Raw genomic sequence first — 23529 nt, 5'->3', positions numbered from 1 at the left:
AAGCGTTGGATACGTCTTTCAGCTTGATTGAACTGCTCCACTTGCCACTTGACGATAGTTCGCAGTACGCTATCGTCGTGGATATTAGCTACATTTTGGCTAAAATAGGTTTTTACGTTATTATCTTTGAAGCGGAAAAATTGTTGGTCTTTTTCGGTAAATTGCTCTACAATGCCTTCTCGGATAGCTTCGGCGAGAGAGTCTAAATTTTCTTTTTTGCTGTAAAGTTCGGCAAGCATAGCCGTATTGAACCTATCTCCCATCAGCGAGCCAATGACGAGTAAATCAAAGCAAACAGGGGAAAGGCGTTCAATATAATTCATAAATGTGGCGTAGTAATTGTTTTTTGAGCGAAAATATACAAAAAACCTTGAAAGTCCAAAATTTTAAGAGCGACTTTTAGCACTACAAAAATGATTTTTTGAACAAACTTAATTTTTTACTTGTTTTTTGGAAAAATGCTTGCTACTTTCGCTCAAAAATTAGTGGTATGGAAAAAATATATGCACCTTCCGATTATTTACCTATTTTGATACAATTAGGTTTGGCTTTGGGGTTTGTGGTGGTTACAATGATAGCTACTCACCTTTTAGGTCCCAAACGTAAAGGCAAAAATAAAGATATTGCTTTTGAGTGTGGGGTAGAGTCCGTAGGAGATGCTCGCACACCTATTTCTATCAAGTATTTCTTGGTTGCTATCTTGTTTGTGCTTTTTGATGTAGAAATTATTTTTATGTATCCTTGGGCAGTTAATTTTCTAGATTTGGGTTGGTTTGGTTTTTGGGAAATGCTCACATTTGTAGGTCTGCTTTTGGTAGGTTTCTATTATATCATCAAGCGTGATGTTTTGAAATGGGAATAAAAATATTTTATTGATGACAGAAGATACATATCGGAAAATCATAGAAACCTACGATTGGGTTAAATTAAAAGAACTTTGGAATAAGATTAAAGAAGGTGAGATAACAGAATTTGCAGAAGGAAAAGCATTTGAATATTTGATAATCAGGGCTTTTAAGTTGAGTGGTGCAGAGGTTGAGTATCCGTTTTTAGTAAAAAAAGATAACCAAGTCATTGAGCAAATAGATGGTATCATTCATTACAGGCATCTGTCTTGTCTTGTAGAATGTAAAGATTGGAGTAGAAAAGTAGATTTTGCAGTTTTAGCTAAAATGCGTTCTCAACTTCTGCGAAGACCTTCATCAGTGATAGGGACAATTTTTTCAACAGGTGGTTTTACAGAAACAGCTATTATTTTATCGGCTTATATGGCTCCACAAACTATACTACTTTGGGAAAAAACAGAAATAGAGTATCTCATAGAAAAACAAAATTTTGCAGAAGCATTGCTCGTAAAATATAAAATGTATATTAAAGAAGGAACAGCAGATTTTAACACCGCTTCACTTGGCTTATGAAAAAGAGTATTATCATTACTTCGGATAAAATTACTGCCGATTTACTTCAAAAAATACTCCCTGCCAATGTTTGGAACAATTGCAAAGTATTTAAGGCGGCGGGGGATACTTCTGCTATTTCTATGGCTCGTTCTGCGGCAATATTGGATTACGATAAAGTGTTACTTGTGCTTAATGTCAATCAAAAAAGTATTGTAGAAAAAGAAAATTCAGCGAAAGAAATACTAAATCTTGTGTTTTCTAATGCCGAAATAAAGGTAAAAGGCATTGATGTGCTTGGCTTACTACTATTGGATAAAAATTTTCTTGAACAATTTTTTGGCAAAAGTATTTCAGAAGTAGAATTTGAAATGTTTTTATTAGAGCCTGAATATGCCTTATCTAAATTAGGAGCAGGAGTAAATCAGCAAAAAATAGCAGAAAGTATTTTAGATAATATGACAGATAGTTTGAGAGGAAAAATTCAAAAAAACATTGATATTATTGAAATAGTTGGTTTTTTAGAGGCAAGTTTTGCTTATGAGTCTTAATTTTTTGTATTGTAAAATAATAGCGAAAAACTATGGTCAAAATTGTAGATAAACCCGAAGGTTATGAGGGGCAAGGTTTTTTTGCCACCCAATTTGATAAAATCATAGGCTTGGCACGTGCCAACTCTCTTTGGCCTCTGCCTTTTGCTACTTCTTGCTGTGGCATTGAGTTTATGAGTACGATGGCTTCCACGTATGATTTGGCTCGTTTTGGTTCGGAGCGTCCGAGCTTTTCGCCACGACAAGCCGATATGCTCATTGTGGCAGGTACTATTGCCAAAAAAATGGCACCTATCTTAAAGCAGGTGTATCAGCAGATGGCTGAACCCCGTTGGGTGCTTTCGGTAGGAGCTTGTGCTTCAAGTGGTGGCATTTTTGATACTTACAGCGTTTTGCAGGGGATTGATAGAGTTATTCCTGTTGATGTGTATGTACCTGGGTGTCCGCCTCGTCCCGAGCAAATTCTGGAAGGCATTATGCAGTTGCAGGAACTTGCTAAAAATGAGTCTTTAAGACGCCGCAATAGCCCCGAATACAAAGAATTGCTCGCTTCGTATAATATTTTGGTTCAATAAAAAGAGTTGAAAGTTTTTCTAAAAAAAGACCTACAAGAACTCTACTTCTTGTAGGTCTAAATTTATATTAAACGAAAAAAAATACTTTTGGGAGGTTTTTTCTACGAATTCTTGAAATCAAGAAAAATCTTGCAAAGCCTGAAAATCATTTTCATCTGGGTATAAAAATGCTTGCCACACTTTCTTTTTCGCCCAATAACAAATGGAAAACAGCCTTACAGATTGGTTTGGGGCTATCGCTCTTGATTTTTTTAGGTTGGTTGCTTTTTGATGTTTGGCGTTATTTGCTAATTTCTTTGGTGATAGCCACTGTGTTGCGTCCTTTGGTAGATTATATTTCCGAAATATATGTTTTTAGGATAAAAATTCCTCGTGTGCTTGCTGTGGTGGTGGCAATGGTGGCTTTGGTGGCTTTTATTACGCTTTTTGTACGTTTGTTTTTTCCGCTTATTTCTGACCAACTTCGGCTTTTACGCTCTATCAAGCCCAATGTTTTGAGCTTGCAAATTATAGAACCACTTGAAAATTTGGAGGATTTTCTCATAGAGGAGCTTAAAGTTAATGCCCAAAAAGGATTTATTTTGGAAGAGCTGAATACCATTCTAAAAACTTTCCTTGAAAAATTTGATATTGCAGGTTTGGTAAATAGTTTGGTGGGAGTAGCGGGTTCGGTATTTGTGTATTTGCTTGCAATTACTTTTATGACTTTTCTTTTGCTTTACGAAAAAGGTCTTTTTCGTAAAATGGTAATTTCTGCTATTCCCAATCGTTATTTTGAGGTACTCATTACGGCTTTTTACAAAATAGAACATTTACTTTCCAATTATTTAAGAGGCATACTGATAGAAACTTTGGCGGTTTTTAGCATTTATGCCATAGGCGGCATTTTGCTCAATATTCCGTATGCTCTTACTATTGCGGCACTGGCGGCTTCTATCAATTTTATCCCATATCTTGGACCTTTTTCGGGGCTTGCTTTTGGTATTTTGGTCATTGTAAGTAATAGTTTTTCTGTTCCCGATTTTCCGCTTTCGCTAAAACTTGTTAAATTTGTTTCGCTTTTTTTTGCAGTGCGTTTGATTGATGATATTTTCTTGCAACCTTTTATTTTTTCAAAAAGCGTAAAAGCTCACCCATTAGAAATTTTTATTGTAATTTTCTCGGGGGCAAGTCTTGCAGGGGCATTGGGTATGATTGTCGCTATTCCTACTTACACTATCATCAAAGTTAGCATCAAAGAGCTACGCAAAGGTTTCAGACGTTACAGAAGTTTCAGATGATTATGAACAGCTACCAAACACAAGACCGAAGGCATAAGAAACTATTTCAGAAGCAGAGGAGAAAAAAAAATATCTGCCTTACTTTTCTGCTCATACTCTTTCTGAATATCTCGGCAATCTCCTATCTTTTTGCTCAGAAAGATAAAAAAGAAGCTATATTCGTTTATGAAGAAGCTATTGAACTTTTGGAAAAAGGCAATTATGCACAAGGCTATCAGTTGCTTGATAAATGTTTGAAACTGGATTCTACTTGGTTAGCACCGATTTTTGCGAAAGCATTTTACAAGCTAGAAGAAGGAAAAAATGAGGAGGCGGAAAGCGGTTTTTCAGAAATAATTCGCCGTCAGCCCAAAGATACAGCCAGCTATATTGGTAGAGCAGAGGCGTATATGAATATGGGGCTATACCATAAAGCTATCAAAGATTTAGAAACAGCTTTGAAACTTGATGAGAAAAATGCAGAGGCTTTGTATAAAATAGCCGAAGCACATTTAGATGCAGAAAATCCTAAAACGGCACTTGGCTATGCAGATAAAGCCATTGGCTACTACCCTAACGAAACAAGGTTTTTACTTCTGAAATCTATTATCTATACCACTGAAAAAGAATATGAACAGGCAGAAAAGATAGCATTACAGGCATTGAAATTAGAGCCTGAAAATATTATGGCTCAAAAAATGAGAGCCTTGATTTTAAGCGAAAAAGGTAATCATAAAGAGGCTATTCGCATCTATGAACAGATTTTGAAAAAAAATCCGAATGTTTTTGAAGAAGAAGACTTTTATTTTTGGGCAAAATCGCTCTATAAAACTAAAAATTACAAACAGGCTCTTTCCATAACCCAAAGCCCTAAAAAAATAGAAAAGCCAGAACTTTACTATATACAGGCATTGTGTTATTTTCAGCTTAAAAAATATGCAGAGGCTTGGAAATCTATCAATGAAGCAGAAAAATTGCAAAACAACCTCTCTGCCGAAGTGTATTACGATAAAGCCATTATAGCTCATTATGCCAAGAAAAGCCAAGAGGCGAAAGAAAGTTACTTAAAGGCTCTGAATGTGATGCCCGAAATTTACTTGCTTCGCAACGAAAATGATGAAAAAGCAGACGTACTGCTGAACGCAAATCCCATTTTTCAGCGAGAGTTTTCTCAAAGATTTTTAGATAGCGTTTTGGTTTCGGCTTATCAGGAACGCTGTTTGGGAATTTTGGAAAAAGATAAAACTGCCGAAGCCCTCAAAGATATTGAAAAGGCTTTGGCGATAGATAGTCTTAACTCAAAATCTTACACAATTCGGGGGATAACCTACGCTCTGATGGGGAAATTTCAAGAGGCTAATCGCGATTTTGAAAAAGCCGAAAAACTGCCCAAAGGGCGAGATTTGGGCTATTTGTACCTAATGAGAGGGCTTGCCGCCGCCGAAGCTCAAAATATGGGGCAAGCCATTTTCTACATAGATAAAGCCATTAGCCACAACCCTTTACAACCCAACTATCACGCTGAAAAAGCTCACTTACTTTTTGAAATTGGCGATACCGAAGGGGCTTTCAAAAGTATTGATAAAGCGATTGCTCTTGCACCCAAAGAGGTGGAGTACCGCCTGAATAAAATTAACTTCTTGCACGAAGAAGAACGCTACGACGATTTGCTTAAAGAATGTGAGCGAGTGCTTGAAATAGACCCTGACGCCATACCTGCTTACTATTACCGAGGAATGGCTCATTGGGCAAAGAAAAACAAAATACAAGCCCGCAAAGATTTAGAATTTTTCTTGAAATACTATCCTGATGACAAAGATGCCCAAAAAGCTCTAAAACTTATTGACTGAAAAACTTTGTCTTACCATAAATTGTTGTTATCTTTGAATAGGTAAATTTGGGTAATTATTTAGGTATAGTTTGCGGTAAAGAAACAGGAAGCAAGATACAGAAAACGGATTTAGGAAGATGTCAGACAGAAAATGAGAAATAAAGCCCTTAAAGTTTTGAACATCAAATGCTGAACTTTGGGGACGTAAGTAATTACAAATTTTGAAAGTTTGTGGTTTATATTTTTGTTCTTAAATCTTTCAACTACAAACTTTTGAACTTCAAACTTCTTAACCTCACTTTGGTATGGATTTGTTTGAAAAAGTAGAAAAAGCTCTCAATCAGATTCGCCCTTATTTAGAGGCAGATGGCGGCAATGTCCGTATTTTAGAAATCACAGATGAGGGAGTTTTGAAATTAGAATTTGTGGGTTCTTGTGGAAATTGCCCTATGTCGGAGATGACTTTCAAGGCGGGTATTGAAGCTACTATTCGTCAGGAAGTGCCTGAAATCAAGGCGATTGAGGCAGTTAATTTAACTACGGTTATCTGATGAGCGATGCCGACCTAATGCAGAGAGTTTTGCAACTGGCAACACTTGGCACAGGCTCGGTTGCTCCTAATCCTTTGGTGGGCTGTGTGATTGTTTATCAGGGAAAAATTATCGGAGAAGGTTGGCACAAAGAATATGGAAAAGCCCACGCCGAAGTCAATGCCATTGCTTCTGTGGCTAATCCTGCATTACTTTCTGAAAGCACGCTATATGTCAATTTAGAGCCTTGTAGCCATTTCGGCAAAACGCCCCCTTGTGCCAATTTGATTTTAGAGAAAAAAATCCCTCGTGTCGTAATTGCCAATCTTGATAGCAATCCGCTGGTGGCGGGCAGAGGTGTACAAATCTTAAAAAATGCAGGTATTGAAGTGAAAGTAGGTGTTTTAGAGCAAGAAGCACGCTACCTGAACAGGCGTTTTTTTACATTTATGGAAAAAAAACGTCCTTATATTGTACTCAAATGGGCAGAAACTGCTGATGGCTTCATAGCTCGTAAAGATTTTTCTTCCAAATGGATAAGCAATGCTCATAGCCGAACACTGGTGCATAAGTGGCGTTCGGAAGAGCAAGCCATAATGATTGGTACTAATACGGCTCACTACGACAATCCGCAACTCAATGTAAGAGAATGGACAGGCAGAAATCCTATTCGCATTGTGATTGATAAAAATTTAAGCCTTCCACCCACACATCATATTTTTGATGGCTCACAGCCTACGCTTTGCTACAATTTGCAAAAAAATGAAACTGCCCCCAGTTTAGATTTTATTCGTTTGGAGGAGGAAAATTTTTTAGAAAACTTGTTACAAGACCTTTTTGAGCGAAAGGTGCAATCGGTTTTGGTAGAAGGAGGGGCGAAGCTATTGCAAAGTTTTATTGAAAAAAATCTTTGGGACGAGGCAAGAGTCTTTGTTTCGCAGGTGCAATTTACAGAAGGAATTTCTGCCCCTAAGTTACCTTTTCCTGCCAAGAAAGTTCAAGATTGGCAAGGGGATAAGCTATTTTTTTATGAAAATTATTTTGTTAAAAAATGAACGCTTTTATGTTCGTTTTCGGACATTTTAGGTTCTTTTTTCAGCAAAAAAAGCCTTTTTTGCTAAAATTGAACATTTTTTTAGGTTTGGCACAAAAAATGCTTTTTATATGGCAAACCATTACAGCTATGAAGCGTCTCAATCAAGAGCAAAGTCAAAACTTAGTATTTTTCAAGTTTTTTGTGGTTATTCTTATCAGTATTTTGCTTTGGAAAGCAAGCGAGGGTTTTTGGAAGACAAACGAGGAGATTTCTTTACAAAAACCTTTGATAGAAAAAATGTCAGAAAGAGTGCAGGATTTTAAGCCTCTTTCTGCCATTTGGCAATTTCTTGGCTCACTTCTGCTACGCTAATCGCATTGATACACGCACAAAAGTTGCTTTTTCGGCAAGATGAACATTCTTTTTCAAGCACCAACACTTTTGCTTTTTTGCCAATAGGTTGCCAGCGTGCTGGGTGCATAGGTCGTATGGGTGGATAAATTCCCAAAGCATATTTCCCCAAAGCCGCCGCAATATGGAGCGGTCCTGTACTGCACGCAACAATGCCTTCTACCGCCCCAATAAAAGCTATTAGTTCTTGTAAAGTGAGTTTGCCTGTAAGATTTTTCACGTTGGGTAGTTCAAAAATTTGTGGTTTTTGGGTAGAAACTAACTCTCCTTCGGCTTGTGTGCCTGTAATAAAAAATTGCTTGTCCGAATTTTGTTTGGCAAGGGCAAAATAGCTATCCAAATGCCACTCTCTCGCCGAACCTTTGGATTTGGGGTGTAAAATGATATTCAATTGCTCTTTTGAAAGCAAATTTTGCAGATTTTCGGGTAGCATAGGGGCTTGCAAGCCATACCAATCCTGAATAAGTCCGAAATTAGGTTCTAAAAATAAATCTAAACCTTCTAAAAGTTTGAAATTGAGTTGTGCTTCGTGAAGGTTAGAATTTTTCCTTGAAAAATTTACTCTTTTATTGCAATACCACCAATGCCACCACCTATGGCTTGTTCCTATGCGTGTGGGTATGCGTGCTTTTTTGGCAATTTGAGCAATCTCTAAATCGGGGAAAACAAACAAGATAGCATCGGCATTTTCTTGGGCAAGCAGGTGCGGATTGGCTAAAATGGCTTCTTTGGCAAGGAACGTATCTACATACACGGAACTTTCTATGATGGCTTGGGTATAATTTTTCCCTATAAAAACAACTTGATTTTCAGGATTTTGTTCTTTGAAAAAGCCTGCAAGAGGAAGGGTTAGAATTACATCACCCAAATTATCGGTACGGCTGATAATGATTTTCATTGAAAAATACTTTGCAATGCAAATGTAGCAAAGATTTTTATTTATTGAGAGTGCCGTTCAGGATAACCGATTTGGTATCATCGGGTTCTATGAGTTCTATGCCAGCAACAATGGCTTTTGCCCAAATCATTTTTAGGTCTTTGACTTCAATTTTTCGGCTATCTTCTAAAAAATTAGGCTGTAAAGAATAGTAAAAAATTTTTCTACCGCCGTCTTTTTCTTGTATATGAAAAACGGCGTATTGCTTATTTTTTCGGAGTTCTAAAAGAAAAGCAGGGTAAGCTATTGCGGAGCTATCGGCATAGTTGGCAATAAAGATAGCATCTTGGTTTGAAGGATTGAGCCAGTGCCTCAAAACTACGGTATAATCGCCTGTTACATAAATACCCTGTACCTCACTCTCTTTGATAAGACAGGAGGAAAAACTCAAACCTATCAGTAATACTATTGCGTAGAGTTTTCTCATTGGTCAGGGTATTGCATTAAATTTAGTAGCTTATTGTCAAAAAAGAGACGCTCTTTTACAAGAAACGTCTCTTTTCAGTTTTTTGTTCAAAGAGCCAAGATTTATTATTTTCCTTTCTTTTTACCATCTTTTTTGGTATTGCTCTCGGTATTGTTATTAGTGGGTTGTTGTTGAGTGTTTTCGCTTTCTACTTTTGCTTCAGGCTTCATCAAATCTTCGTCTTTTACATTAGGATTGATTTGATAAGGACGCAAAGCAGGTTTGCCATACTCATCTTTATCTTTGTAAAGTTTCATTCGGTTGCGGATAAGGAAATCTTCATAGGCTACTCTGAAGGCATCTACTTTGGGCTCCATTGCGATAGCTTTTTCGTAGCTGGTAAGAGCATCAAGATAAAAACCTTCTTGCTCAAAGATGCCTGCTTCTACAATTTTGCTCAAAGCGGTGTTATCTTGCAGTTCAGCGATAGCCTTTTTCACTCTTTCGTATTCTTCGCCTTCTCTTACAAGGCTGATTGTATAATAAGCTCGGTCTTTAGATTTTGCTTCTTTCACAGAAGGTTCTATGACAAAAGTATTTCCGTGTTTTGCAAATTTTGAAAAATCTATTTCTACAAGAGCTTCCCCAGCATCATTGGCAACAGCTTGGTTTTCAATAATCACCTTATTTTTCATATCCAAAACCCTAACTACGTAGGTTTTACCACTTGAGTTAAATTCTGCAATAGGGTTTTTGTAAAGATGGAGAGTTATTTTATCACCAAAAACTTTCAAGTCTTGTGGTTTGGCAGTAGGTTCGTGTACAAAGAAGGCTAAATTAGCTGTGGGGTTAGCTCTTTCTACGGACCCTGTCATAGCCATATATTTGCGGTGGTTCTGATTGATATCGCGTTTGTCGGCTTTTGTCATTTCCCCTGCTACATAGCTTACGTATTTAGATGTTGTACTGCTACCCGCTCCAGCGGCTTTGCCTGCCAAGTCGTTTACTTTGTAAGTACCAGGCTGTTTTAGTTCAACGGTTCTTCCGCTGCTATGCATCAAGCCGATGTAGCTATCGCTACCCACTACAATTTCATCAGTGTTTTTAAGCGAGCTACCCCCCCAAAGTTTCTTTTGGGTAGCTTTGAGTTTTACATCACCTTTGGAGGCGAGTACCTTGAAAACCTCATCTTGCCCATAGGCTACCAAAGCCACTACAAAAAAGGCAAGCATCAAAGTAGTTTTTTTCAACATTTGAGCTAAATTTTTCATAAATTTTAGAATTTGTTTTGAAAATGCGGGGTTTTAGTTAAATTTTGTTTTTCTCATTCATCTACGCCCAGCGTAGCAACCTGTTTTCTGCGATTTCTGCGTAATTTCTGCCTGTAATCGTATATTTTTGCTACTGCACCATAATATACTTCTACAAAGTTGGGTATAAAGACTATCGCCAAAAATCCTAAACTCCAATCTACTCGTAACTTGAATAAATCAAAAACTTCAATGATTATCAGCACTAATACAAAGCTCAACAAAAACTGTACCAAAATGGAAATACCATCATACCAAAAATCTAATTTTTCGTGTAGAAACACAAAAAACGCTGTAATAATATAAGCAATGAAAGCCGATATGAGATAATCCATCCAATCGGGAGCCTCATTGATGTACTCTTCCAGTAAGATCATTGCAATAATATTGGCGTGGATAATCACTCCATACATATCTCTTTCGGCTTTGCCTACATAATTTGGATTGAGCGGCGTATAAAAGCGATCTTCATCAGAAGTTACTTTATTGATATCCTCTACCCCTGTAAAACCCATAAGTACAATTTTATCTTTGAAAAGGCGATTTAGATTTTCAATTAAACTGCTATCTCCATTCTTGTAGGCTTCGTACATTTCAAACAATTCACTGAAATTTACGTAAGAAAATTTATCATAATTCCCAATATAGTTGATGTACTCAACTTCTTTGTTCCTTTCTAAAAACCGGGCGGTTTTATCGGGAGCATAAATTTGAGCAAGTTTTACACCGAAAGCCAAATATTCTTTATCATTCACCTTGTCTCTGACGGGAAAAGTTCTACAAGTAGCAAGCCCGCCTGCTAAATCTGCTCTTTGTACAGCATCTCGGGTAGCCTCGGTAATTAAATTTACAACCCCGGGAATGGCATTTTTCATAAAATTGGGGTGGGAAAGAATGAGCGAATCAAAGGCGGGTTTGTAGTCTTCATCGTTGCTATTTACGATTTTTTCTCGGGTACTTGTCTTGAAAGATAAATCAGCCGCCATTACTAAATTTTTGGTTTCAGAAAGTACTTGGGCAAGGTTATCATTGATAGGCTTCATTATGCTATCTGTTTTATAGCTTTTGTAAAAGGCATCTATGCCTACGCAACGAGGTTGAAATTCGTTGATGATACGTAGTAATTCGGTAAGTCTGAGCCTTCCTCCTTCGGCTCCGCCAATATTGACGATGGTAATAGTATTAGCGATTTTTTTCAGTTTTTCAGAGGCTTGATTTTCTTCATCACTAATGGAAACTTTTTGTTCTTTATTTTTTCGGGATTTGATTTGTGAAAAATAAATATCGGTGAGGTCAAAGTCGCCAAACATTTTTTCCAGCGGGTTGAGAGCATCAAAATTCAGATTGATATTGGCTACTAAAACCGAAATAATACCCGTGAGCAATAAAATTAAAAAGACATCTTTACTGAAAAAATATCGCAAAAAACCTTTCATAAATTTGGGAAGCCGTTTTTTCTTTAATACTTTTGGATAGCCAAAGGTAAGCAAATTTTAAGAAAAAATCAAATATTTTTTGTAAATGCGGAAAAGATATTCGGCAGAAACTTACATCAATGGGATACTTGCGGGTAATAGAATAATTTTGGCACAGGCTATCACGCTGATAGAAAGCCAACGCAATGAAGACGAAAAACTTGCCAAAGAAGTGCTAGGAGCAGTGTTGCCCTATACAGGCAAAAGCATACGTATAGGTATTACAGGCGTGCCCGGGGTTGGGAAAAGCACTTTTATAGAAAGTTTTGGTTTGGAAATTGTAAAAAATACAGAGAATAAATTGGCTGTTTTAGCGATAGACCCCAGCAGTCAGAAAAGTGGGGGTAGCATTTTGGGCGATAAAACCCGAATGGAAAATTTGGCAATGCATCCGCAAGTATTTATTCGTCCTTCGCCCGCAGGTAGTTCCTTGGGCGGAGTAGCTCGCAAAACCCGTGAAGTAATGCTACTCTGTGAAGCGGCGGGTTTTGAAACGATTTTCATTGAAACCGTAGGTGTGGGGCAATCGGAAACAGCTGTAAAAAGTATGACAGATTTTTTCCTTTTGCTTATGCTCGCAGGGGCGGGCGATGAGTTGCAGGGCATCAAAAGGGGAATAATGGAAATGGCTGATATGCTTGTAATTACCAAAGCCGATGGGGAAAACAAACACAAAGCTCTGGTAGCCCAAAAAGAGTATCAGAGTGCTTTGCATTTGCTTAGCCCTGCCCAAGAAGTGCCTGTACTTACTTGTTCGGCTTTACAGAATGAAGGCTTATCAGAGATTTGGCAAACTATTCAGAAATTTTTGCAAGAGGCAAAGCAAAATAATGTTTTTGAGCAAAAACGCCAACAGCAACAGTTGCAATGGTTTCACGAGCATCTCAGAGAGGGTATTCTCAATCTTTTCTATCAGAATCTTGCTTTCAAAGAAAAATTGCAAGAGCTTGAAAAAAATATTTTAGCCAATCAGAAAGAGCCTTTTCAGGCAAGTCGGGAAATATTAGAAGGTTTAAGGTTAGAAAATTTGAGGTTTGAGGCTTGATTTTAATGTTTGAGTCTTATGAAAAACATTTGGAGATTTACTATGCTAACAGCTATCTTTACGCAAAATTTTACTGATGATTAAAACGATTGGCAAGATTTGCCTGATTTGTAAAGATTTATATCAATTTTGATTGGATATAGCTGATGAAACAAAAACTTATTTTACTTTCTTTTGTGGTAAGCGTGCTATTGATGTTTATCAAATTCACGGCTTATTTTCTTACCAATTCTACGGCGATTCTCACCGATGCTTTGGAAAGTATTATCAATGTAGTTGCTTCGGGTTTTGCTTTTTATAGTGTGTATTTGGCTTCTTTGCCTCGCGATTTTGAGCATCCTTACGGACACGGCAAAATAGAATTTTTTTCCGCAGGCTTTGAAGGCTCGCTCATCATTACGGCAGGTTTGGTGATTGTTTGGCAAGCTATTATGGGCTTTTTATATCCCAAACCTCTTGAAAAATTAGATATAGGTTTGTATTTGGTGGCTTTTAGTACGGTAGTAAATGGAGCAGTAGGTTTGACTCTACAAAAGTATGGTAAAAAATACGATTCGCTGATACTGATAGCTGATGGCAAACATCTTTTTAGTGATGCGGTGAGCAGTTTGCTTCTGATTGTAGGAGTGGGCGTTATCATTTTTACCAAGCAGATATGGCTGGATAGTGTAATTTCTTTGGTTTTTGCTTTTCTTTTGCTTAAAGAGGGTTATCATTTAGTTAGAAAGTCGGTAGCAGGGCTAATGGACGAGCTGAACCCTCACTCTATTCAAGAAGTTCAGCAAATTCTTGTAAAAAATAGGCAACCCAACTGGATAGATGTTCATAATTTGCGAGTGCAACATTATGGAGCAAATTGGCATATTGATTGCCACCTTACGTTGCCTTATTATTTAGATTTGCGTCAGACCCACGATGAGGTAGAACGCTTCCGAGCATTTATTGTGGCTTATACAGGAAAAGAAGTAGAAATTTTTATTCACGCAGACCCTTGCCTACCGCCCCAAAACTGCGAGGCTTGTAGCTATCAGGATTGCCCCGTGAGAGAGTTAGCTTATGTGAAAAGCCCTGAATGGACAGTGGAAAACCTTGTCAAAGACGCTAAACATTTTCGTGAAATTTAACCAGCTATGCAAGTATTCAAATTTGGTGGAGCTTCGGTAAAAAATGCCGAAGCCGTTCGGAATGTTGCTCATATTATTCAAAATTTCGGCACGCCTACTCATTTGGTTGTGGTAGTTTCGGCTATGGGAAAAACAACCAATGCCTTAGAGCAACTGCTGAATAGCTATTTTGCAAAAAGCGATTGGGAAAGCCAATTGCAAAATATCCAGCAGTATCATTTTGAAATTACAGAGCGTCTTTTCCCTGAAAATCATCTTATTTTCACGGCTTTGGAATATTTATTTTTGCAACTCAAAGATAATTTATTACACAAAACCAATGCCGAAAAATATGATGAAAGCTACGACCAAGTGATTTGCTTTGGGGAAATTATTGCTACGCATATTGTAAGCCAATTTTTACAAGAGCAAGGTATAAAAAACGAATGGGTAGATATTCGTAACTTCATAAAAACCGATACCACTTGGCGAGAAGGGAAAGTAGATTTTGCTTGGACAGAGCAACTGCTCAAACGCGAAGTTTTACCTATTTTACAGGAAAAAATTGTCGTTACACAAGGCTTTTTGGGGGGAACTTTGGGAAATAAAACTACCACACTGGGGCGAGAAGGTTCGGATTATACAGCTTCTGTACTTGCTTATTTGCTTGATGCCGAAAAAGTTACTATTTGGAAAGATGTTCCCGGTATTTTGAATGCAGACCCTAAAAAAGTACCTGATACCCAGCTGTACGAAACGCTTTCCTACACCGAAGCCGCTGAAATGACCTTCTATGGAGCAAATGTTATTCACCCTAAAACTATAAAGCCTCTTGCCAACAAGAATATTCCCTTGTATGTTCGCTCTTTTCTTGAACCACATAAAGCAGGCACTTGCATAGACGGCATTACAAGCCCACAGAATACACCTACGATTATTTTTAAGCCCAATCAGGTGCTTCTGAAATTTGGTATCAAAGATTTGGCTTTTATTACAGAGGAAAATTTGAGTAAAATTTTGCATATTTTTACCCAAACTAATGCAAAAATTCATCTTTTACAAAGCTCAGCGGTTTCCCTTTGGATAGCTACCGATTATCAGGAGCATAAAATTCCTAAAATCATAGACTTTTTGAGCGAAGAATTTGCTATTTCACAAACTCGCAACGTGCAACTGCTTACCATATTATACTACAACGACAAAACGCTACAAAGCATTTTACCCAAATTCGACTTGATTTTAGAGCAGAAAACTGAACAAACGTATAGAGCAGTGGTTCGGGAGGGCTAGTATCAGGATTTAGAGGCTTTTAGGATTGACAGGATTATTTTTTTCTCGTTTTCATCTTGCTAATCTTTTAATCCTGCCAATCCTGATACAGACTATTTTTCGTCAGTATCAGGATTTAGAGGATTTTAGGATTAGCAGGATTTTTTTTTCATTTTCATCTTGCAAATCCTTTAATCCTGCCAATCCTGATACAGACTATTTTTCGTCAGTATCGGGATTTAGAGGATTTTAGGATTAGCAGGATTTTTTTTATTTTCATCTTGCTAATCCTGATACAGACACTTTTTCGTCAGTATCAGGATTTAGAGGTTTTAGGATTAGCAGGATTATTTATTTCTTATTTTTCAATCTCGTAAATCCTTTAATCCTGCAAATCCTGATACTAACACTTTTTTTCTTCCCATTTTTTATTTACCTTTGTCTTAGTATTTATGAAAAATAAACTCACCCAAATTTATGAAAGCAAAAATATTACTATTCTTTTTAATATTAAATGGATTATTTGCAACAGCCCAAGTAACAAGTATAACATCGGGTAATTGGAACAGCACTACAACTTGGGATTGTAATTGTATTCCTGTCGCCAGTGCTAGTGTAACCATTGCTAGCGGTCATACCGTTACATCTATGCTTAGTACAGACTTACTCTTAAACCAAAATATAACCGTCAATGCGGGTGGTAATTTGGTATTACAAAATGGTAACACGAATTTAGTAAGTTCATTTACTATCAATGGAACACTACGCCTTGAAGGAGGAACATTAAGTGGAACAACCATCACCTTCAACAATGGCTCTACTTACATACACGCTCGCGACGGAGGAACTATACCCTCTGCTACTTGGCAACCTAATGCTACTTGCTTAATTACAGGAGTAACCAATACTATGCCTACTGGCTTTGCAGGACAAAATTTTGGTAATCTTACTTGGGATTGTTCTAACCAAAATACTTATTGTGCATTTAATGACAATTTCAACATTCAAGAAACATTTAGAGTACAAAATAGCCACAATGGGTCTTCACCATTGGGAATAGCAGTTTCTAATAGTAATACAGCGGATTATATTGTTACTACCAAAGATTTCATTATGGATAATCCTACTCCTAATAGGGCGGCTTTTTATCCTTATGCAGGGAGTAGTGCAACTCAAACTGGTACTCTACGAGTTTCAGGGAATGTAACAATGCTCAATAATACTATAACAGGCGTATTAAGTGGGGTGGGCAAAAGCCAAATAGAACTTGTAGGGAATAATGACGCTACCTTTAATCAGGGCACTTCTTTTACCTTCTATGGAACTCCGGGAGCTGTTTGGGAGGTAGTTGTTAATAAAATGCCGGGCAGAAAGGTTACTTTTACTTCTCCTATTGGCATTTACTGGGGACCTGCCAGTGGCACGCCAGTTTCTATTCTTAACGTGCAGAGCGGGATAGCTGAAATAGATGATAATAAAACCCTTACTACAAGTGTTATACAAGGCAATGCTACTTTAAGCCTAAAATCTAATTCCAGCTTACAACTCATAAACAACAATACTGCTTTCAACAATACTTTTTCGGGTACGCTCAATGCCACTCCAAATTCTACGGTAATGTTTGATAATAACGTAGCTCAAAATATTTTTTCACCATCAGGTTCTTTTGGAAATATAAATATCACTTCTAATGCCTTTCCACGTAATTTAATCTCTGATATTACTCTCACAGGTAATTTTATTGATGTAGCGGGAAATCTTGTGGATAATAATTATACAGCTACATTTGCAGGTACTTCTCTGCAAAACATTAGCGGAAATGTTGAGTTTTACAACCTTAATATCAATAATGATGTGGCTCTAACGGGTTCTGCCAATGTTCGTTTCAAGGGGCAACTATCTATTGCTAATGACAAATATTTGAGCTTGGGAGGGGGAGATTTGATAGCCGTTTTTGGAGCAAGTACCGTTCCTTCTTTCAATGGAGGAACTAATAAATACATAGTAACCAATGGCACAGGAGTAATAAAAATCCGTAACGAAAGCGGAAGTGCTATATCTCCTTCACTACTTATTCCTATGGGCTACTCAACACCTATGCAATATGCGGGTATAAGTTTCCCTCTCAACAACTTACCTGACAATCAGGAAGTTTCCTTACAAGTAAAAGCACCAGGTACCTCGCCGTATCCATCTATTACCAGCAGTAGTCGTGTAGATGCTGTTTGGCAAGTAACTTTGCCTACTGGTACTACGCCTAATGTGCCTGTTCAAGTCTATTATGCAGGCTCTACCGTTGGAGGATTTACAGGGGGAACAGCCTATTATCACAATGGTACTACTTGGGTAAGTGAAGCAACGAGTTCATCTAATGCCAGTTCTACTTCTTTCAGCCCTACGTCTTTTACTATGGCTACTCGTTATTATGCTGTATTTTTAGAATCTATAGACTACTACACACTTGGCGATGGGGCAGTTTGGAATGTAAATAGCAATTTATGGTCAAATGATGGTACCACGCCTTGTAATTGTAGCCCCAATGGTGTTGCAGGTGCGAATGTACGTATCAGGCACAATACTACAATTCCTTCGGGAGCAAGCGTAGGTACAGGAACTATTGTTGATATCCAAAATCCAGTTAGACTTACCTCGGATATAGCTTTCAGTGCCAATCAGTTAAATGGTGTTTCAGGAGCAAAACTTCGTATGAATATCAATGATTTGCCTTCCATCAATACCAATAATTTTGCCACTACCCCAGGCACTATTGTAGAATTTGCAGGTGGCGGCGGTGTAATACCTAATTCTTTTGGAGCAGTCAGCTATCGTAATCTTGTTATATTAGGAACAGGCACTAAAAATTTTAACCCAAGTCCTTCGAATGTTACTATTCAAGAAAACTTAAACATAGAAATAGGTGCTGCTTTTGATATTGGAGTGAATAACTTACACATTATCGGCTCTACTACACTGAAGGGAATACTAACAGATACTGGGATATCTGGCACCAATCGGTTTTCAGGGCAAATTAGTATCAGTAATGGTGGTGCATTAACCGCGGGTAATGGTTTGAGTAATCTCTCTACCTTTATTTTTGAAAATAATATTACTAAAGATGGGACACTCAACTTAAATTGTAATTGTACCATAGAGTTTGATGTTGCTTTAAGTATTGATGTAGCCAACTATTCGGCTTCTGCAATGAGGTTGGGTGCTATGAATTCTACTGGAACTATTAATTTCAGAAGAAATACAAGGTTTTTAGGAACAGGAGATATAATTTTACAAACTACGGGCAATATAAATGTTGATGCCAATATTACAGTTTTTAATAGTTCAGGAGCTAAAATAGAAATTTACGGACACTTAAATGGTTTTACCCCCACCAGCATTTGGCAACAAGGAACTAATGCACAATTATATTATTACAACCAACAAAAACCTATGCAAATAGGAGAATTGATTGCCAATACCACTGGGAATGTGATCCTGTACGATAACAACTTATCTGTTTCGTCAATCAAAGAAACAACCTACTATGCTTTAATATTACAAGGAACTTCTACAAAACTTTTTTCGTCCAACACTATCGTAGAGTACCTTTTAGACGGAACTAATAATAATACAATAGATTTGCAGGGAAATATTTTACAAGTGAGAGGGAACTGGTTAGGGCGTTCATCGGGAAATTTGATTGTTACTAATGGCAGGGTTCTTTTCAATGGCACTGCTAATCAAGTTATTGCAAATAGAACGAATTTTGATGTTTTAGAAATTGCCAATCCTGCTCACGTTGCCCTGAATGGTGCTGATAACTCGGCAAGTAGAATTGTGCTAACACAAGGACGTTTGCAAGTGGGAAATTCTGTTTTTACCCTTACAGCAAACCCTGCTACCGACCAAATCACACAGACTTTTACGAATACTTCTACTTCTTACATTGAAACCAATGGCACGGGCAATCTTACCCGAAACAATTTGCTTGCAGGTACGCCTTATGTGTTTCCTGTGGGTGATGCCACTGCTATTAGGCATTTTACGATAACCCTTCCAAACTCTGCTTCTTTTGTAAGGGGGATATTTGTGCCTGGGGTTTCTCCTACCCCCCCCCCTGCGAATACAGATATAGCGGCAGGCAGATGGCTTATGCAAGGGGCAAATGGTGCAACCGTGAGCTTTCACAATTCGGGGGCTATAGGCTTTAGCTCCAAAGTGTATCGTTTTGACGGCACAAATTGGACAGATGCAGGCATTACTACCAATTTTAATTCAGGGGTTTATACTGCCACACCATTAGACTTTTTGGGCGGAGAAACCTTTACTATTTTTGGTCAATCTACCAATCATACCGTATTAGAAAACACCTTTACACAAAATCAACAGCCCGACGGTTCTATTTTACTCTATGCAGAAACGAATTATGGCTTACCTGCCAAGTTTATTTCTACCAATACGAATGTAGCTCAAATTATCAATGATAACATTCTTGTTATCACTTACAACAATGCTGATGAATTTACTGATATTCTTGCTTTCAATGAAGGTGCTAATCCTGTACCTGCCAGCGATACACTTCGGGTTATGCGTATTTACAACTTTGGCTTCATCAATCAGATAGAAAATGATTTAGAGAAAAAAATCTTGCTTTATCCCAATCCTACGGCAGATGAAATATGGGTAAGTAGTTTAGACAATAGCTTGCAGGTTGAAAAAATTAGTATTCTGAATGCTTTGGGGCAAAGTATAGCTGTAAAAACCATTGAAAACAAACTATCTCTTGCACACTTACCTGCGGGTGTGTATGTAGCTGAAATACGCACCTCACAAGGGCTTATCAGAAGAAAGGTAACGAAAAGGTGATTTTTTACCTTTCAAGCCTTTTTCGGGTGATTTTATCTGTTTCCAAAAGGTCTTCCAGCGTAGGTTTTGCAATAAAATCTACTTTTTGAAGGCTTTTTTCAATGTATTCGGTTATATCCAAGAAGCCAATTTTTTCAGCCAAAAAGTCGGCAACGGCTACTTCATTGGCGGCATTGAGTATGCAGGGGGCATTGCCGCCCATTGCCAAAGCCTCGTAAGCAAGGGTAAGATTGCGAAAAGTATGAGTATCGGGTTGCTCAAAAGTAAGATGAGGGTATTTGGTGAAATCAAAGCGTGGAAAATCTGAGCTAATCCGATACGGAAACGCCAAGGCGTATTGAATGGGTAGTTTCATATCGGGTAAGCCCATCTGAGCTTTGATAGAACCATCTTCAAATTGCACCAAAGAATGTATAATAGATTGCGGGTGAACAATTACCTCAATTTGGTGGCTTTCTAAGCCAAACAGCCATTTCGCTTCAATCACCTCTAAACCTTTGTTCATTAGTGTAGCTGAATCTATGGTGATTTTTGCTCCCATAGACCAGTTGGGGTGTTTGAGGGCTTGGGCAGGGCTGATGTTTTTCAAATCCTCTCGCTTTTTCCCCCGAAAAGGACCACCCGAAGCGGTAAGAATGATTTTTTCAATTTCATTATGCACTTCGCCCACAAGGCACTGAAAAATAGCAGAATGCTCAGAATCTACAGGAATAATAGGTACTTGATAGCTTTCTGCAAGCTCTGTAATTAGTTCGCCTGCAACCACCAAGGTTTCTTTATTGGCAAGAGCAATCGTTTTACGAGCCTTGATAGCCTCAATGGTAGGGGTAAGCCCTGCAAAGCCTACGAGTGCCGTTAGCACTATATCAATGCTTTCCATTTGCACCACCGAAGCCAAACTTTTTGCTCCTGCATAAACCTTGATAGGATATTTCTGCAAGGATTCCGAAAGTTTATGATAATGGTTTTCGTTAGCAATTACTACTGCATTAGGCTGGAACTCAATAGCTTGCTTTATGAGTAAATCGCAGTTGTTCTGAGCTGTTAGCACTTCCACCTCAAAAAATTGTGGATTTGCTCGAATAACTTCCAGAGCTTGAGTCCCGATAGAGCCTGTTGAACCTAAAATGGCTATACGTTTGCGTGAGGTCATTTTTTGATAGGAATAATTAAATCTGCACCCGGATAAACGTCTTTCCGTTCATCTTCTATATCATTGGCACGGATAATTTCAAATTTACTAATGCCGTATTTCTGTGCAATTTGCCAGAGTTCTTCTTTATCCAAAACTTTATGATAGTCGCGTATGATTACACGCAAACCTGCATCTGCTTTTAGGGTAGTTTTATCAGTAAAACCATTGAGTTGTTTGAGGTGCGAAACAGACATATTGTACTTTTCCGCAATTTCTTTCAAAGATTCACCTTTTTTAACTTTGTGAATATGAACTTTCTGTAAATTTTCTGCTTTATTTTGGGCTATGCGAATGCTATCACGGATAAATTCTTGCTTTCTTACATTACGCACCGAGTCACGTATTTTTTTGATTCGGGCTTGGTCGTAAAGGTTATAGACCAAACGATTTTTTTCATCAGTTTCATCAGCAATATCGTAAAGCATAAAAGCCAAAAGAGCGAGTAAAACACCCAAAATCATTACAGGCAGATGCTTAAAGGCGTGTTTTACTTCTACTTCCTCTACGGAAACCTCTTCGCTCAGGGCAGTGGCAAATTCAGCACAAGAGTTAAATCGCTCTTTGGGATTTTTTTCGGTTGCTACTGCAATGGCTTCATAAATTTTAAGACTAATGCTGTGCTTTTTGGGCAGTTCGGTAGTGCCAAAAAGCATAAAACAAGCAATTTTGCCAAGAGAAAAAATATTACTTTCTATGCTCAAATTCCCTTTTTGCAATTCTTCGGGACTTTGAAAACTTTTCTCCTGTGGGGCAGAGCCTTCAAAGCCAAGTATTTTCACTTGGTTGCCTTCCAAAATGATGTTTTTAGGATTGAGAGCAGGGTGAATAATGCCAATTTGATGAGCCGAAGCTAAAATATCTAAAATTTGCCTAAAAATGCGGAGAGTTTTCTCTTCGGTGAGTGTGCCATTTTGGATAATGTGCTGCTCCAAAGTGAGCTTGCTTTCCAGATATTCTCTTATCAGGTAGATATTTTCGGGTGTTTCAATCAAATCGTACAGCAAAGCTCCTTGTGGGTGAGCGAAACGTAAGTTTTGGGCTTCTCTGCGTAAGTTTTCTTTTGCTTCGTTATTTTGCAAAAAAGCTGAATTGAGCGTTTTGATAAGCACTTTTCTATCAAAAAGCAAATGCTCGGCAAGGTAGAAATCATAAAAAGATTCGCTACGCAAAAAAGATTTAATCTCGTAATTCAAAAGTCGCTCTCCTACAAGTTGGGCAGTCATAAATGGCAATATCAATTGAAAAGCAAAGTAAAGTTTTTTAGGGCATTAAAGCAAATCATTTTCAAAGAGAAAATTTTGATAAGCATTTTGCAATTCTTGAAGCATTTTACCTTCTTTCTGTTTGCTAAGTACCTGAATACCTTGTTCAAATACTTTTTGGGCTTTTTCTATGGCTTGTAGCTCCCAATAAGCGTGTGCCAGATGATAGTAGTTGGGGGCATAATCAGGGAACTCTTGCCATACTTTTTCATAATAAGGTAGGGCTTCCACAAGGCTATATTTGCGGTATTCGGTAGCGAGTGCATACCAATTGAAAGGATTTTGAGGCTCTTCTTGGGCAAATTTGTGCAGAAGTTCTAATCTTGACACAAAAGGATAGGTTTTTTCAGAAAAAATATCAGCAAAAAGGTAATTATTACGTTAAAAAAGTTTGAAAGTTCAAAAGGTTTAAGAGTTTGAGGTATAAGTTTTACTCCGTCTAAAATTCCAATGTTCTAAATCCTGTTTCCTGCTTTTTGTTTCCTGTTTCTATACTACAAATTAGACCTAAACAATTAGCAAAAAAGAAAGTTTAAGGCAATAAGCAAGCCTTAAACCCTCAAAATATTTTAAGCATTAAGCGACTGCAATAGATTTTTTACTTCTTCCAGAGCTTCGTTGCTAAGCGGCTTGGTAATAAATTTGATAACATAGTCGTTATCTACGATTTTTTCAATATCTCGCTTGTTATCCGAACTGGAAAGAATGGCTATTTTACACTTATTTTTTACGCTTTCAGGGAACATTTCAAACTCAAAAAGGAACACAAAGCCATCTACAATAGGCATATTGATATCCAAAAAAATCAAATCAGGTAAATTTTCAGGATTATTTTGGTTTTCTTCCAAATATTGCAAGGCACTTTTACCCGAATTTTTTACTTCTACACGCTTGGCAAACTTGGAAAGCTCAATAATTCGCCTGCTGATGAAGTTGTCGGTATCGTTATCATCTACCAACATTACAAGGTCTAACATATCGCTAAAAGGCTTAGATGAAGTCATTTTTTACAAGATTTACAAATATGCAAAACTTTTGCAAAAGAAACAAACGCAAAAGTAGAAAAGTTTTTCTTTT

The 23529-nt window shown here is 37.7% G+C and carries 22 protein-coding genes; 13 read left to right on the top strand and 9 right to left on the bottom strand.

Annotated elements, in window-relative coordinates; translation table 11 throughout:
* Positions 1-323: hypothetical protein (locus tag ACWITO_RS08550; protein WP_448529577.1), on the bottom strand; the 323-nt coding region annotated here is incomplete at its 3' end.
* A gap of 167 nt (positions 324-490) precedes the next feature.
* Here ACWITO_RS08550 and ACWITO_RS08545 point away from each other — a divergent pair.
* From ACWITO_RS08545 to ACWITO_RS08505, 9 genes are all read left to right on the top strand, one after another.
* Positions 491-862 (top strand): NADH-quinone oxidoreductase subunit A, encoded by a 372-nt coding sequence (locus ACWITO_RS08545; RefSeq protein WP_448529576.1) that lies wholly within the window; start codon positions 491-493, stop codon positions 860-862.
* A 13-nt stretch (positions 863-875) separates the two neighbouring features.
* Positions 876-1418 (top strand): restriction endonuclease, encoded by a 543-nt coding sequence (locus ACWITO_RS08540; RefSeq protein WP_448529575.1) that lies wholly within the window; start codon positions 876-878, stop codon positions 1416-1418.
* Positions 1415-1948, top strand: a complete 534-nt coding sequence (locus ACWITO_RS08535) for a hypothetical protein (protein ID WP_448529574.1) — start codon at positions 1415-1417, stop codon at positions 1946-1948. Before ACWITO_RS08540 ends, ACWITO_RS08535 begins: the two co-directional genes overlap by 4 nt.
* A gap of 32 nt (positions 1949-1980) precedes the next feature.
* Positions 1981-2523 (top strand): NADH-quinone oxidoreductase subunit B, encoded by a 543-nt coding sequence (locus ACWITO_RS08530; protein ID WP_101357734.1) that lies wholly within the window; start codon positions 1981-1983, stop codon positions 2521-2523.
* Between the two features lie 167 nt (positions 2524-2690).
* A complete protein-coding gene (locus ACWITO_RS08525; RefSeq protein WP_448529573.1) occupies positions 2691-3803 on the top strand; it encodes an AI-2E family transporter in 1113 nt (370 codons plus the stop codon).
* Positions 3804-3805: 2 nt separating this feature from the next.
* A complete protein-coding gene (locus ACWITO_RS08520) occupies positions 3806-5632 on the top strand; it encodes a tetratricopeptide repeat protein (RefSeq protein ID WP_448529572.1) in 1827 nt (608 codons plus the stop codon).
* A gap of 286 nt (positions 5633-5918) precedes the next feature.
* Complete coding sequence (locus ACWITO_RS08515; RefSeq protein WP_448529571.1) at positions 5919-6164, top strand: NifU family protein; 246 nt, start codon at positions 5919-5921, stop codon at positions 6162-6164.
* Complete coding sequence (gene ribD / locus ACWITO_RS08510; protein ID WP_448529570.1) at positions 6164-7198, top strand: bifunctional diaminohydroxyphosphoribosylaminopyrimidine deaminase/5-amino-6-(5-phosphoribosylamino)uracil reductase RibD; 1035 nt, start codon at positions 6164-6166, stop codon at positions 7196-7198. Before ACWITO_RS08515 ends, ribD begins: the two co-directional genes overlap by 1 nt.
* A 59-nt stretch (positions 7199-7257) precedes the next feature.
* A complete protein-coding gene (locus ACWITO_RS08505) occupies positions 7258-7551 on the top strand; it encodes a hypothetical protein (RefSeq protein WP_448529569.1) in 294 nt (97 codons plus the stop codon).
* Here the strand turns inward: ACWITO_RS08505 and ACWITO_RS08500 are convergent.
* From ACWITO_RS08500 to ACWITO_RS08485, 4 genes are all read right to left on the bottom strand, one after another.
* Positions 7499-8488, bottom strand: coding sequence for a glycosyltransferase family 9 protein (locus ACWITO_RS08500; RefSeq protein WP_448529568.1), 990 nt, complete (start codon positions 8486-8488; stop codon positions 7499-7501). The genes ACWITO_RS08505 and ACWITO_RS08500 overlap by 53 nt on opposite strands.
* Before the next feature lie 37 nt (positions 8489-8525).
* Positions 8526-8954 carry a hypothetical protein gene (locus ACWITO_RS08495; RefSeq protein ID WP_448529567.1) on the bottom strand — a complete coding sequence of 143 codons (429 nt, stop codon included), beginning with the start codon at positions 8952-8954 and terminating at the stop codon, positions 8526-8528.
* 104 nt (positions 8955-9058) lie between these two features.
* Positions 9059-10204, bottom strand: a complete 1146-nt coding sequence (locus ACWITO_RS08490) for a hypothetical protein (protein ID WP_448529566.1) — start codon at positions 10202-10204, stop codon at positions 9059-9061.
* 53 nt (positions 10205-10257) lie between these two features.
* Complete coding sequence (locus ACWITO_RS08485) at positions 10258-11679, bottom strand: CHASE2 domain-containing protein (protein WP_448529565.1); 1422 nt, start codon at positions 11677-11679, stop codon at positions 10258-10260.
* Positions 11680-11764: 85 nt separating this feature from the next.
* Between ACWITO_RS08485 and meaB the strand changes: the two genes are divergently transcribed.
* The 4 genes from meaB to ACWITO_RS08465 all read left to right on the top strand — a co-directional run bounded on the left by meaB (position 11765) and on the right by ACWITO_RS08465 (position 19995).
* Complete coding sequence (gene meaB, locus ACWITO_RS08480; RefSeq protein WP_448529564.1) at positions 11765-12763, top strand: methylmalonyl Co-A mutase-associated GTPase MeaB; 999 nt, start codon at positions 11765-11767, stop codon at positions 12761-12763.
* Between the two features lie 146 nt (positions 12764-12909).
* On the top strand, positions 12910-13887 hold the full coding sequence (locus ACWITO_RS08475; RefSeq protein WP_448529563.1) for a cation diffusion facilitator family transporter: 978 nt from the start codon (positions 12910-12912) through the stop codon (positions 13885-13887).
* 6 nt (positions 13888-13893) lie between these two features.
* Entirely contained in the window at positions 13894-15156 is a 1263-nt protein-coding gene (locus tag ACWITO_RS08470) for an aspartate kinase (protein ID WP_448529562.1), read from the top strand.
* A gap of 456 nt (positions 15157-15612) precedes the next feature.
* Entirely contained in the window at positions 15613-19995 is a 4383-nt protein-coding gene (locus ACWITO_RS08465) for a T9SS type A sorting domain-containing protein (RefSeq protein WP_448529561.1), read from the top strand.
* 4 nt (positions 19996-19999) lie between these two features.
* On the opposite strand, the gene ACWITO_RS08460 is transcribed toward ACWITO_RS08465, so the two are convergent.
* The 4 genes from ACWITO_RS08460 to ACWITO_RS08445 all read right to left on the bottom strand — a co-directional run bounded on the left by ACWITO_RS08460 (position 20000) and on the right by ACWITO_RS08445 (position 23456).
* Positions 20000-21148 carry a 1-deoxy-D-xylulose-5-phosphate reductoisomerase gene (locus tag ACWITO_RS08460; RefSeq protein WP_448529560.1) on the bottom strand — a complete coding sequence of 383 codons (1149 nt, stop codon included), beginning with the start codon at positions 21146-21148 and terminating at the stop codon, positions 20000-20002.
* Positions 21145-22413, bottom strand: a complete 1269-nt coding sequence (locus ACWITO_RS08455; protein ID WP_448529559.1) for a protein kinase domain-containing protein — start codon at positions 22411-22413, stop codon at positions 21145-21147. The genes ACWITO_RS08460 and ACWITO_RS08455 overlap by 4 nt, the downstream gene beginning before the upstream one ends.
* Before the next feature lie 45 nt (positions 22414-22458).
* A complete protein-coding gene (locus ACWITO_RS08450) occupies positions 22459-22782 on the bottom strand; it encodes a tetratricopeptide repeat protein (RefSeq protein ID WP_448529558.1) in 324 nt (107 codons plus the stop codon).
* 239 nt (positions 22783-23021) lie between these two features.
* Positions 23022-23456, bottom strand: a complete 435-nt coding sequence (locus ACWITO_RS08445) for a response regulator (protein ID WP_448529557.1) — start codon at positions 23454-23456, stop codon at positions 23022-23024.
* Positions 23457-23529 lie beyond the last annotated feature (73 nt).

Source organism: Raineya sp. (assembly GCF_053497555.1).
The sequence above is the reverse complement of the archived record's forward strand: the minus strand, read 5'-3'. Positions and strand labels throughout refer to the sequence as shown.